General features: G+C 64.4%; 13 protein-coding genes and 1 pseudogene. 9 read left to right on the top strand and 5 right to left on the bottom strand.

From position 1 onward, the window contains the following. The first annotated feature begins 19 nt into the window (after positions 1–19). From CFB43_RS31300 to CFB43_RS31270, 7 genes and pseudogenes are all read left to right on the top strand, one after another. A complete protein-coding gene (locus tag CFB43_RS31300; RefSeq protein ID WP_089497935.1) occupies positions 20–535 on the top strand; it encodes a hydroxyisourate hydrolase in 516 nt (171 codons plus the stop codon). A gap of 31 nt (positions 536–566) precedes the next feature. Beyond that, entirely contained in the window at positions 567–905 is a 339-nt protein-coding gene (gene uraH / locus CFB43_RS31295; RefSeq protein WP_089497934.1) for a hydroxyisourate hydrolase, read from the top strand. Positions 906–1207: 302 nt separating this feature from the next. Next, the gene (locus tag CFB43_RS31290) at positions 1208–2221 is read left to right on the top strand and encodes a serine protease (protein ID WP_256990143.1); all 1014 of its coding nucleotides are present in this window, start codon (positions 1208–1210) and stop codon (positions 2219–2221) included. Positions 2222–2762: 541 nt separating this feature from the next. Then, on the top strand, positions 2763–3968 hold the full coding sequence (locus tag CFB43_RS31285; protein ID WP_179254787.1) for an IS110 family transposase: 1206 nt from the start codon (positions 2763–2765) through the stop codon (positions 3966–3968). A gap of 121 nt (positions 3969–4089) precedes the next feature. Beyond that, positions 4090–4404, top strand: a pseudogene (locus CFB43_RS31280) (MarC family protein); the annotation flags it as partial. Between the two features lie 279 nt (positions 4405–4683). Next, complete coding sequence (locus tag CFB43_RS31275; RefSeq protein WP_089497932.1) at positions 4684–5160, top strand: helix-turn-helix domain-containing protein; 477 nt, start codon at positions 4684–4686, stop codon at positions 5158–5160. Continuing rightward, positions 5160–5654 (top strand): PIN domain-containing protein, encoded by a 495-nt coding sequence (locus CFB43_RS31270; protein WP_089497931.1) that lies wholly within the window; start codon positions 5160–5162, stop codon positions 5652–5654. The genes CFB43_RS31275 and CFB43_RS31270 overlap by 1 nt, the downstream gene beginning before the upstream one ends. Here CFB43_RS31270 and CFB43_RS31265 read toward each other — a convergent pair. Then, on the bottom strand, positions 5590–7128 hold the full coding sequence (locus CFB43_RS31265; protein ID WP_089497930.1) for an IS3 family transposase: 1539 nt from the start codon (positions 7126–7128) through the stop codon (positions 5590–5592). The genes CFB43_RS31270 and CFB43_RS31265 overlap by 65 nt on opposite strands. 277 nt (positions 7129–7405) lie before the next feature. Between CFB43_RS31265 and CFB43_RS31260 the strand changes: the two genes are divergently transcribed. After that, entirely contained in the window at positions 7406–7603 is a 198-nt protein-coding gene (locus tag CFB43_RS31260; protein WP_179254930.1) for a hypothetical protein, read from the top strand. Positions 7604–7778: 175 nt separating this feature from the next. Here the strand turns inward: CFB43_RS31260 and CFB43_RS31255 are convergent, their stop codons facing one another. The 4 genes from CFB43_RS31255 to CFB43_RS31240 form a co-directional block, all read right to left on the bottom strand. Beyond that, on the bottom strand, positions 7779–8267 hold the full coding sequence (locus CFB43_RS31255; RefSeq protein ID WP_089497929.1) for a GlcG/HbpS family heme-binding protein: 489 nt from the start codon (positions 8265–8267) through the stop codon (positions 7779–7781). 144 nt (positions 8268–8411) lie between these two features. Beyond that, a complete protein-coding gene (locus CFB43_RS31250) occupies positions 8412–9248 on the bottom strand; it encodes an ion transporter (protein ID WP_089497928.1) in 837 nt (278 codons plus the stop codon). Positions 9249–9440: 192 nt separating this feature from the next. Then, the gene (locus CFB43_RS31245) at positions 9441–10250 is read right to left on the bottom strand and encodes a TlpA disulfide reductase family protein (RefSeq protein WP_089497927.1); all 810 of its coding nucleotides are present in this window, start codon (positions 10248–10250) and stop codon (positions 9441–9443) included. Between the two features lie 571 nt (positions 10251–10821). Continuing rightward, positions 10822–11829, bottom strand: a complete 1008-nt coding sequence (locus CFB43_RS31240; protein ID WP_089497926.1) for a hypothetical protein — start codon at positions 11827–11829, stop codon at positions 10822–10824. Between the two features lie 193 nt (positions 11830–12022). Between CFB43_RS31240 and CFB43_RS31235 the strand changes: the two genes are divergently transcribed. Continuing rightward, positions 12023–12748, top strand: a complete 726-nt coding sequence (locus CFB43_RS31235; protein WP_089497925.1) for a class I SAM-dependent methyltransferase — start codon at positions 12023–12025, stop codon at positions 12746–12748. Positions 12749–12853 lie beyond the last annotated feature (105 nt).

The raw sequence follows: 12853 nt of genomic DNA, 5'->3' as shown, positions 1-12853 counted from the left end.
CCGCGAGGAGGCAGGGGAGATGAAGGACGTCATCGATACGGGGCGACGCAGGCTCGTGCTGGCGACAGCGGCGCTGGCGGGCGGCGGTGCGCTGGCGTCGGCGCCCGCCGGGGCCGCCGAGGCCACACCGACCGATCAGGCGTGGGGTGCGATGCGCGGCAGGTGGCGCAATGCGCATCCCGACCTGACGGTGCGCATCGTCGACATGCTGCATGGCGTGCCGGCCGAAGGGCTGCGCGTCGAGCTGTCGCGCGTCGACGGCGAACGCGAGGTGCCGCTGCGCACCGCGACCGTCGACGCACGAGGCGGCACGAGCGGCGCGCTGCTCGCGGGCGATGTGTATCGCGCCGGTTCGTACGTGCTGCTGCTGCATGTCGACGCGTATTACCGCGATCGAGCGATCGATGCGCAAGGGGCGAAGCCGTCGTTCCTGACGACGGTGCCGATCCGGTTCCGGATCGCAAGTGCTGATCAACGGCTGCACGTGCCGGTGCAGTTCGGCCCGTGGCACTACACGTATTACCGCGGCACGTGAGCCCGCCGCGACAACGTAAAAGGAGCGCGACATGGCGGCTGGCATCAGCACGCACCTGCTGGACGTGACCAGCGGCAAGCCGATCACCGGCGTGCGGATCGAACTGTTCGACCTGGGCGAGCGGCCGCCGGCGCTTGTTGCGCGGGCCGTCAGCAACGCGGACGGGCGCAACGACGCGCCGATGCTCGACGGCGATCTGGCGCGCAGCGGGACGTTCGAGTTGCGGTTTCATCTCGGCGAGCATTTCAACGTGCCGGACGCGCTGCTGGACATCGTGCCCGTGCGTTTCACCGTGACCGATCCGGCGCAGCACTACCACGTGCCGCTGCTGTGTACGCCGTGGTACGCGTCGGTGTATCGCGGGAGTTGAGTGGTCGGGCCGCGCATGGCAGGCCGTCGGCCCGCGAGGATTCGACCGTCCGGTTCTCCGCGACGCCGACAGGATGGGACACATCGCAACGTGTCGGACGCTGCAGGACACCGTGCCGATGCGCTTGACGATGATTGACACGACTGTAGGACTGGGCCGATCTCCGTGTCGCCTCGGATACGGCCTGGTCCGATTGTTCGGCGACGGCCCGGCGGCGATACTCGAAGCCGACCATTCAACTACAGGAGCACGTACGGATTGCCGCGGCGGAAGCTGCGCGATACGTCGCCGACATCATGAGCATGCAGGACATCACCGGGCATTACGCGATTCCGCTGGCACTTCCGTTCTCGGACGTGCCGCCGCCGTATGGCCGGCGACGTCGGCCGTTCGTGGCGAGCCGGCGTGCGCGACAGTACGTTTTCGATATTCATGGCCAGCGGCGCGTGCAGGCCGCCGCGCCGGCACGCGGCGCGAAGGCGGCGAGGGCCGCCAGGCCGGTTCGCGCCGAGGATTTCGGTTCGGACAACCGCGCGTGGGTCAGGCCGCATCCGTTGCGCCGCCGCTGGAAGATGACGCTGCTGGCCACCGCGATGTTCGGCGTGGTGTGCGTGGTGGCGACGCATCTGATCGACGAGCGCCAGCATGTGGCGACGCCCGGCAACGTGTACGCGGCGGCGATTTCGATCGCGCCGACGGCGGCTGTCGCGGCAGCCGAGGTGGCGCATGCGACTGGTCGGCCGGCGGAAGTGGCGATCGTGCCGGCGGATCACCCGGCGCCGACGGATGCGCGGATGATGACGGCGGCGCAGGCCGTCTCCGCGGAATCCCGAGCGTTGCATGCCGGCGCGGATGCGTCGGCGAGCGCACCGGTGGCCGTTGCGATGGTCGTCGCGTCGGATGCCGTCGTCGCGGAAGTGGCGGCACCCGCGCCGGTACCGCTTGCGGGCCCTGCATCGTCGGCGGCCAAGCCGGTTGCCGTGAAGTCGCGCGCGGCGGCGCAGCCGGCGGTCGCATTGCGCGGCAAGACGGCGCGCGGCATGCCACCGAGCGCGCGTGGCGGGCAGAACGGAGCGGTTGCGGCTCACGGTGCGGTGGCGCACGCGCAGCAGGCGGCAACGGCGGCCGATGCGCCACCGGCTGCACCAGCATCGAGTGCCGCGCAGGCGGTCGGCATGACCGCAGCCGAATTCACGCACTGGCTCGCGGCGACGCGCGATACGGCACGGCCGGCTGCGTCGTCGACGAAGACGGACGCGGGCGGCACCGATCTCACGGTCGACCTGCCGAGCCACACGCGACTGGTCGGGTACTGAGGGGCCTGGACTGGACGGCAGCGTCGCTGTGCAGGGTACGTCGGTGCAGCAACGTTGCGGCTGATGCGCGGTGCGTTCACACCACAAGCCGTGACGATTCGTGGAAGTTTCTCCTCTCTTGGGCGGCCGCTCGTCACGACTGGCCGCCGTTTTTTTACCGCGTGATCTTCTGTGTGCTCCCGACATGCGACGAGACCCATCGGCCATTGGCACGGGGGAATCGCGTCGACCATCGCTCCGCAAAATCAGACGCGACTGATTTTCCGCACGCCGCGCTTCATCGACAATCGGGGTTCTGCGGGTCGGCGCGCCCCGTTACTATCTTCACGCCCCGATAATTGGGGCTTTGGCCAGCCAGGCCCGGCATGATTCTCGCCCCCAGTCGCAGTCATGATCCGGGGGGTGTTGTCACCGGGCCTGGTGGGTGGCTGGTGATCGCTAATAGGGGTTTGGCCGGGATATCCCGACGCCGTCCGTAACGTGGATGCCGAGACTTGCCACCGTTGTTGCAGGCCAATCCGTTCACTCTGCTCATACTTCGATGCAAGACACTCAACAACATGGCGCCGTCGATGTCTTCATCGGCGTCGATGTCGGTAAAGGCCAGCATCATGCCGTCGCGCTTGATCGGAACGGCAAGCGCCTGTACAACAAGGCGCTACCCAACGACGAGGCCAAGCTGCGAGCCCTCATCGCCGAGCTCAAGACTCAGGGTCAACTGCTATTCGTCGTCGATCAGCCATCCACCATCGGCGCGCTTCCTGTAGCCGTCGCCCGCGCCGAAGGCGTACTCGTCGCCTATCTGCCGGGACTGGCTATGCGCCGCATCGCCGACCTACATGCAGGCGAAGCCAAGACCGATGCCCGCGATGCCGCGATCATTGCCGAAGCCGCTCGCTCGATGCCGCACACACTGCGCTCGCTTCGGTTGGCCGACGAGCAGCTCGCCGAACTCACCATGCTGTGCGGCTTCGACGACGATCTCGCCGACCAAGTCACTCAAACCAGCAACCGCATTCGCGGCTTGCTCACCCAGATCCATCCCGCTCTCGAACGCGTTCTCGGACCGCGCCTCGATCATCCAGCGGTACTCGATCTGCTTGAGCGCTACCCGTCGCCAGCCGCGCTTGCCGCCACCAGCGAGAAGACGCTCGCCAACCGCCTGACCAAACTCGCACCGCGCATGGGCAAAGGCTTGGCGACCGAGATCGTTCAGGCACTCAGCGAACAAGCCGTGACCGTGCCCGGCACGCAAGCCGCCACCATCGTCATGCCTCGCTTGGCCCAGCAGCTTGCGGCCTTGCGTAAGCAACGTGACGAGGTCGCCGCCGAAGTTGAGCGACTGGTGCTTGCTCACCCTCTTTGGCCGGTCCTGACCAGCATGCCGGGAGTCGGCGTCAGGACCGCCGCCAGACTCCTGACCGAGGTCGCGCATAAAGCGTTCGCTTCGGCCGCCCACTTGGCGGCCTACGCTGGTCTTGCCCCGGTCACCCGGCGCTCAGGCTCATCCATCCGTGGTGAGCACCCATCCAGACGCGGCAACAAGGTGCTCAAGCGCGCCTTGTTCCTATCCGCCTTCGCGGCATTGCGGGATCCTGTCTCGCGGGCTTACTACGCGCGCAAGATCCAGCAGGGCAAGCGCCACAACCAAGCACTCATCGCGCTGGCACGGCGACGCTGCGACGTCCTGTTCGCCATGCTGCGCGACGGCACCATTTACCAACCCAAGTCCGCCCCTAACGCTTGACGAAGGACATAGGGGCACCCCCCGCGCGCGCCGGACTTTGAGGTGTGTCCTCATGGCGGCCGGTCATCTCGACCGGTCGCCTTTTTTTATTTCCTGTTCGTTACCGAGGAGCACGATCGCGATGCCGGTCGACCGCCTGATCTCTGAAATCCTGTTCGGCTTCACCGGCCTGATCGGCATCATCAATCCGTTCGGCATGGCGTTCGTGTTTCTCGAACGCACGTAATCGCTGACGGAGGCCGAGCGCGCGACGCTGTCGAAAAAGCTCGCGACGAACGTGTTCTTCACGCTGCTCGTGATCTTTTTCATCGGCGCGCCGGTGTTGAATTTCTTCGGGATTTCAATGGAAGCGCTGCGGATCGGCGGCGGCTTCGCGGTGGCCGTGGCCGGCTGGTCGATGCTCAACGCGCCCGACGTGCCGGGCGGCGACAGCGCCGTGCATGGCGACGATCTGCCGAAGCTGATGGCGCACTGCAAGGATTTGGAGCTGTCGTGATCGCCGACGCTGCCCTAATCACGTATGCCGAGCTGTTGCGAATATTTCGTTTATTTCGTATACTGCGTTTACAATGAGTTTGAAGGGCCTTGGTAGCGACAGCAAATTGCGTAGCAATTTGCTGTCGCTACCAAGGCTCCTGAAAAAAGGTAGTGCTTCGGCGTCAACGGCTGGAAGTACAAATGCCATGACGAAACATCAGTCCCGCGAGGAAGCACCATGCTCAGCAAAAATGACCTGCTCGATACCGTCTTAGATGAAAAGGAAGTGGAACTGGCGAAGACGGCGCAACGCTGTATCGTTGCAGCGCTTGACCACTCCAAAGCGGTAAACCTTGCGCTCGTTGAAGATGGGGTCGAACGCGTCACCGACGGCACACCTTTGCTCCGCTTGCCCCCCAAAGTTCTGCGACTGTTTGCAAACATGCTTGGAGCCCTATCGCAAGGGAAGCCGGTTGCTGTCTTGCCGCAATCAATGGATCTAACTACGCAGCAGGCAGCGATGCTTCTCAATGTGTCGCGCCCGTATCTTGTGGGGCTACTGGAAAGCGGAAAAATCCAGTTCCACAAAGTCGGGAAGCATCGGCGCATTAGCTTGGAAGATGCGCTGAAATTCAAAGAGGAGCGTAGAAAAGCTTCTGTCGATGCTTTGGCGGCACTCTCTGATCAAGCACAAGAACTTGGCATGGGGTATTGATGGCAGGGTATATCGCCTACACAGCGGTGCTCGATGCCTGTGTTCTGTATCCCGCCCCGGTACGAGACTTGATGCTCAGTCTGTCGGTGGCGGGTTTATTTCGCGCCCGTTGGACAGAAGACATCCACGACGAGTGGATCCGGAATTTGCTCAAGCAGCGCGATGACGTGAAACCTGAAGCACTGCAGCGCACTCGTCAGATGATGGACGAGTCTGTACCGGACTGTCTGATTACCGGGTATAAGCCTTTCGTCGAGTCGCTAGTGCTCCCCGACCCGAATGACCGTCACGTATTGGCTGCAGCCATTGTCGGCCATGCAGACGCAATTGTGACGTTCAACATGAAGGATTTCCCGGGCGACGACGTGGCTCTCAACCACGGCATTGAAATTCTTCACCCCGGGGGTGCGGCTAAAATCTTGGACTGGTTTATGCCGCGAGTCCGAGGCTCTCCCGGTATTCGAGCGGGCTCAGTGAGCCAAGCGAGATCTTAATCCGCTTGGCGTTGTACCAGCGGATGTAAGAGTCGACCGCTTCGATGAACTGTTCGATGCTTGTAGCCTGCCAGCCCCGGGGATAGAACAGCTCCGTTTTCAGCCGGCCGAAGAAACCTTCGCATGCCGCATTGTCGGGCGAGCAACCTTTGCGCGACATCGAGCGAATCAGCTTGGCATCGTGCATCCGTGAGAGCCACCCGGGCCAGCGATAGTGCGCACCGCGATCGGAGTGGACCATTGGACGGTGTTTGCCGTCGGCCACCGTCTCGATCGCTGCGTCGAGCATGGTATTCACAAGATCGGCGTCCGGACGCGTGCCGATCGACCAACTGACAACGAGCCCATCGAAGCAGTCGATCACGGGCGATAGATACACCTTGCCGGCTGGAATCTGAAATTCCGTAATGTCGGTGAGCCACTTTTTATTCGGCGCTGCCGCCCGGAAATCACGATTGATGAGGTTCTCTGGCGCGGGGCCTATTTCTCCTTGATAGGAGCCGTAGCGACGCCGGCGGGAACTGCCAGCGGCCAAGCCTTCTTGCCTCATCAAACGTCGCACGACTTTCTCCGATATGAAGACCTGCTGCTTACCGAGTGCCGCGCGTATCCGGCGATAGCCGTAGCAACGGTAATTGAGTTCGAAGATGTTTGTGATGACGCGACGCATGCCAGCATACTTGTCAGCGACAAGCAGTCGTGCGCGATGATAAAAGTAGGAACTGCGGGCAAGACCCAATACGGCGAGCAGCTCTGGCAGTGCATAGATTCGTCTCAGGGCATCAACCAGCGTCGTCTTCTCCCGATTGCTCAGGAGCCGCGGGTCGATGCCCAGACCTTTTTTTAACAGTTCATTGGCCTTCTTCAGGATGTCGTGTTCGAGTTGCAACTGCCGTATGTCGCGTCGAAGCGATTCCAGTTGCTGCTCCAGTTCTGCCCGCTCAGGGGCCGATGCCAGATTCTTATGGCGTTTCATGGATGCCGGAGCCTCACGACCGAGTAGCTTATTTTTCCAGTTGTATAGCGTCGGCCTGCTCACGCCTATCTTTTCCGCGATCACGCGTGCACCTTCGTCTCTGGTGCACAGCTCAATGACCGCTGCCTGCCTCAACGCTGGGGACGACAGCACATTCGGAGCATTGCTGACAAGACGTTTCCGAATATCAGGGCGCAGCTCGTGGACCCACGCGGCCAGCACTGCGCGACACGGATACCTCAGTGCTCTCGTGGTCGCGGCAAAATTGCAGCCATGACTCAAATAATGCTCGACCGCGATCTGCTTCTGTTCGGCGGAGTATCGTGGCCTGGAGCGGCGATAGCCCGCCGGCAAATCGCCAACCTCAATGAACGCACGGTACCATCGTGCCAAGTTCTTCCGCGAGGGATATCCCAACTCGCGAATAGTTGCCGCCGCGCTCCTACCGTACTTGATGTAGAGCCGAACCGCTCGAACCCGGTCTTCGTACGAATACATGAACTACCTCCAAGGTAGTCCAAGATTTTGTCCGCAACCCCCCCGACGACTTTTTGACCTCCCAATACGACTTGGATCCCGTTCAGACCCTAACAACGGTGAAGGAAGTCCGATCGCGGCTCAAGAGGCCGCCTCTCTCGGCTGGTGAGTATCTCGACAAGCTGGAAGCCACAGGACTACCTCAGACATGCCAAAAGCTGCGCGAAGCGATTGAGCTGATTTAAGCGTAGCGATACCCGTTCTACTCGAGCACTGCGATGATCGACGAATCGACGATGTGTCGCGCGCTCTGCTTCCGATCGTCGCCGCCACGATCGATAGCCTGCAGGACGGCACGATCAACGGCGTTGCTCCTTTCTTTCGCGCGACCGTCGTGAGCGAAGCGTGGTTACGGCGCTTCAATGTGCCCGACGACGAAATCTCTGGCTATCGGATTGACCGGTACGAGACACCGGAACTCGCGTCTACATCGTGATAACGACCCTACAGATGGGGTATATGTACCCAGGCCGCCAGACGTCTGGCGGCGCTGGGCGGCACATGGTCCGGCATGGCAGACATTCCACGGCGGCGCCCGGAACCGGAGAGTCGTCACGCCGTAACGTAACGTTACCTTGTCGATTCGACTTGCCGGGATCCGGGCATAGCCGTTACAGCAGCTTCGCCTGAACGCGCGCGATCCCCTGCTGCGCACAGGCTTCATCGAGATGCCCGCCCGGCGCACCGCCCACCCCCACTGCGCCGATCACTTCGTCGCCGGCCTTGATCGGCACGCCGCCGCCCAGCACCAGGAACCCGTCGATGGCCGTCATCTGCGCGGCGGCCGGGTTCTTCTGCAGATTCGCGGCGAGCGTGCCGGTCGGCGTCTTCGTCGACAGCGCCGTATAGGCCTTGCGCTGCGACGCATCCACCGTATGCAGGCCGGCATGGTCGGCACGCAGCATCGCGCGTGCGACGCCGCTGCGGTCGACGACGGTGACGGCCACGCTGTAGCCGCTCGCCGAGCAGGCCTGGATGGTCTGCTGCGCGATTTCGGTCGCCAGGGTCAGTGAAAGATTCCCTTCCTGAAGGACTTGCGCGGAAGCGGCGGTGGTCAGCGTAGCGGCGGCGAGCATCGCCAGGGTCGATCGAATGATCATGTGAACTCCTTATCGAAATGGCTGGAAGACGAGCGGCGTATCCAAGGTGCGCATCGCGTGTCGTGACGACCGGCGATGCAGCGACCGAACCGCTCGATAAACCCAGTTTCGAACAAGGGGAGGTGAAGCTGAATAGGACGGGGCCTATTTTGGATGCGGCGTGTCGCTCGCACCGCGCTCAGGCAGCGCGACGCCGCAATGCGGGCAGCACGGTTCATCGCCCGTGGCCGGGCGTGCGTTGGCACGCGTGCGCTCCAGCGCCGACGCCACCAGCTCCGCGCCCATGATCCCGGTCGGAAACGCGATGATCCCGTAGCCGAGCAGGATCGCGCACGACGTGATGAGCCGGCCGAGCGGCGTATGCGGCGTCAGGTCGCCGTAGCCGGTCGTGCTCATCGTCACGGCCGCCCAGTACACGCCCACCGGAATGCTCGTGATGCCGTTCTCGGGCCCTTCGACGAGAAAGATCACGGTGCCGAGAATCACCGTCAGCACGAACATCCCGCCGATGAACACGAAAATCTTGCGCCGCGCGCGGGTCAGTGCCAGCATCAGCATCTGCCCTTCCTCGAGATAGATCGACAGCCCGAGGATGCGGAACACGCGCAACAGCCGGAGCAGCCGCACGTCGATCAGCGCATGCAGGCCGGGGAAGAAGAACGCGAGATAGGTAGGCAGGATCGACACGAGATCGACGATCCCGAAAAAGCTGCGCACGTAGTGAAGCGGCTTCGGTGCGGATAGCAATCGCACCACGTATTCGGCCGTGAACAGCAGCGTAAATGCCCATTCGGCCGCATAGAGTGCGTGGCCGTACCGTTCGTGCAGGTCGTGCACGCTGTCGGCCATCACGACGAGCACGCTCGCGACGATCAGTGCGAGCACCACGATGTCGAGGTTGCGGAGGAGCGCGGGGCGCCGGGTGCAACGCGCGACGGTGTCGCGCAGCGCGTCGAAGGTGGACTGGAGTGCGGAAATCATGCGCCGGAGTTTACGGATGGCATCCGGCAGGGCCAATCGGACGAGTCTGATTTCGGCGTCGCACGTTCCGCCGCGCGCGATCTGGCCTGGCGCGTGCAGCGCGTCCATCTGCCGGAACAAGTCCCGGCCCGGCCCCGTGGCTGCGGTCGAGGCGCGGACGTGAAGGCGCGGCTGCCCTTTGGACGACGCGCGTTACTGCCCGAAGCGGTCCGCCACCGCATCCTTCAGCCGCGCGGCGGTGATCTCGCCCATGTGCGATTCGACGAGATTGCCTTTCGCGTCGAAGAAGAGCGTCGTCGGCAGCCCGCGCGAACCGTAGGCTTTCATCGCGTGCAGCGTGCGATCGAGCAGCACGTGATCGAACCGCAACCCTTTCTGTTCGAGGAACGCGCGCACCGCTTGCGCGTCTTCGCCCTGGTTGACCATCAGCACCGTCATCCCCGGATGCTCCTGCTGCGCTTGCGCAAGGATCGGCATTTCGCGCTGGCACGGCGGGCACCACGTGGCCCACAGGTTCACGACGACGGGCTTGCCCGCGAAGCGTTGCACCGGCACCGGCGTGGCATCGAGCGCTTCGAGCTGCAACGCGGCAAGCGGCGGCGCGCCGTGCTGCAACGTGGTGAACGTGCCCTGCGCGATGCCCCATGCGGCCACGCCCGCGAGCATGCCGGCCATCACCGGGCGACGCAGCGCGGTCAGGCGGCGCAGGCGCCAGCCCGCGAACACGATTCCCGCCGCGAGGCCGATGCGCCAGTCGAAGCCGCCGTCGCCGAGCGCGATGATCGAGCGCGGCGCGGCGGCGTATTCATGCCACCACTGCGCGACGTAGCCGATGCGCGCGGCGAGCAGGCCGAACAGCAACGCATCGAGGATCAGGCTCGATGCGGTCTTGTGATGTCCGTCCGGCGGGCGACGCTGGATGAAACGGGCGACGAGCCACGCGAGCAGCGCGGCGACGGCTACCGCGACGACGCGGATCGAGAAGGGACCAATGCTCAGCATGAAAGGGCGGGACGTGATCGAGCGGGGCTGGAGAGGGGATTGTCCGCCACGGCGATGATGCCGTCGACGGTCGTGCGGCGATTCGACAGGTCGCCGCGTATGGGGGTTCCCGTCGAGAACGTAACGGCGCGTTGCGGATTCGATGGAGGCGGCAGGCTCAGGGCTCCGTGATTTTCAGGCGGGCAGGCTGCAAATCAGACCGGTCTGATGGTCATCGGAATCGCGTTCATCAACAATACCCAGGCCGGTCCGGAGTGGTGTCCGCCGGCATCCCGTACAGGGATCTCTCCTTGACGGCCGCTCTCCCCCGGGCGGCCGATTTTTTGTCATCGAGCGTGCGGGCGTGAATGCCTGGTGGCGGCCGGTGGGCGCGGCCGCGAACCGACTCCTGTCGGCTGATCAAACGGAATAGGACCGCTGCCAGATGCGAGCACCGGGCATTCACTCGCGCATTGCACGACGGTCGGTTCTCGATCGGCGAAACCATTCATTGGCGGTGGCATGTGATCCACCGCCGTCGCCCGACGGGCTGCGCATCCGCGATCCTCGCGGCGCTGACCCGTACGCGCGATCACTGTCCGTTGCCGGACACGGCCCCGCCAAGCCGATACGCGGTGAAGAACTCATACCAGGGCGAACCTTCCCCAACCGGCACATTGAGCGCCGCCGTGCGCCGCTTCAACGCGCCGAACACGTCGTTGATCCGCGCCGTCTGCCCCGCATCGTTGAACGGATAAGGCCGCGCCCGGCCGGCCGCGAACGCGCCGTAGGCGATCGCGAGCAGGCGCGCGCTGTCGTCGGTCGACGCGATCGAGCCGTTGATCATTTCCGCGAAGCGCGGCCGGTCTTCGGCGCGTGATCCGGACAGGCACAGGAACACGATCGCCGACAGTTCGTGCAGATCCTTCACGCGTAGCAGGCCCGGCAGCCGCGCGACGATCCGCTCGACGGGCTCGTCGCGCAGCGCATCGCTGAAGTCGAGCACGGCGGTCATCGGATTCGTGTCCGCTTTCAGGCGATCGAGCGGCGGCGGTGCGGCCGACGCGCTCGCCCCGTCCGGCGACGCTGCCGGAGCCGCCCGCAACGCATCGGCCACCTGCTGCGTCCATTCCGGAAAAATCATCCGCACGTTGCCGAATTGCTCGCCGCCTTCCGCGGCCGGATTCCATCGATACACGATCGTGCCGCCGCGAATGAACGGCGAATACAGGTGCTCGGGCGTTTGCGGCAGCGGCCGCCGGTTGATCGGCAGCCACGCGAGCGTCAGCCAGTCGTAGCGGCCGGTGGCGGGCACGGACGGGCTCGAACTCGCGACGACCTGCCACGTGCCGCGATTCGCATAGCGGCGTCGCGCGTCGGGCACCGGGACGGTCTGGCCTTTGGCGGTGTCGAAGTACGTCGTGCCGGTCACGTTCGTGCCGCTGTCCGCGGCCGGCGTGACGGTGGCGATGACCCACGACGCACCGTCCGCCCCACGGTAGTCGGACGGCTTGAGCGTCGCGACGTCGTGCACCATGCGCGTTTCGGCCGCGACGGGGCTCGGGGGGAGATTGGCGGGCGCGGCCAGGATGCTCGGCATCGGATGTCCTCGGAATCGGGTGCGCATCGTCGAACGACGGCGACGTGCAACGGCGCAGATTGTTTTATGTCACTGTAGAACGTCGCAGCCGGAAACGGAAACCGGCTGCGCGGCGCACCCCGCCGACGCGTTCCGCCGCTTCGGCTTACCATGCGCATCCTGAGCCAACGACGCACACCGGGCGGGAGCGCACATGACCGACACGACAGCCATCACCGAACACTGGACGCAGGTCGCCGACCAATGGATCGACTGGGCCGGCAAGCCGGGGCACGACGCGTTCTGGAAATACCGCGCGGGGCTCGCGGCCTATATTGGCCGCGAGTCCGGCCGCGCGCTGGAGATCGGCTGCGGCGAAGGCCGCGTGAGCCGCGAGTTGAAGGCGCTCGGCTACGACGTGACCGCGACCGACGTGGTGCCCGCGATGCTCGACGCCGCGCGTCACGCGGATTCCGCGCATCGCTACAAGCTGGCCGACGCGGCGTCGCTGCCGTTCGACGCGGCCAGCTTCGATCTCGTGATGGCGTACAACGTGCTGATGGATCTCGACGACATGCAGCGCGCGTTGAACGAAGCGCGCCGCGTGCTGAAGCCGGGCGGGACGCTGTTCATCTCGCTCGTGCATCCGTTCCGCGATCGCGGCGGGTTCGCGGGGCCGCAACCGGATGCGCCGTTCGTGCTGAAGGGCAGCTATTTCGGGCGGGAGCATTTCGATGGCGTGGAAACGCGCGACGGGCTGTCGATGCACTTCGCCGGCTGGTCGCTGCCGCTGCAGGCTTACATGGAGGCGCTGGAAGCGGCCGGGTTCGCGATCGTGTCGCTGCGCGAGCCGCCGCCCGACCACGCCGATACGGATCAGTTGAAGCAGTGGGCGCGCGTGCCGCTGTTTCTGTGGATGAAGGCGCGGCCGGTGGCTTGATTGAGTAGCCCCGGGGACACAAAAATCGGCCGAAAGGATGGTCTTGTATCCCAGGGGCTACCCAGTTTGCCGAAGCGGCTGTTTCCGGAAGCGATCGTGGTCTTC

Origin of the sequence: Burkholderia sp. AU15512 (genome assembly GCF_002223325.1) — a bacterium.
GTDB lineage: Bacteria > Pseudomonadota > Gammaproteobacteria > Burkholderiales > Burkholderiaceae > Burkholderia.
Note: the sequence above shows the minus strand (reverse complement) of the source record. Positions and strands in the feature narration are given on the sequence as shown.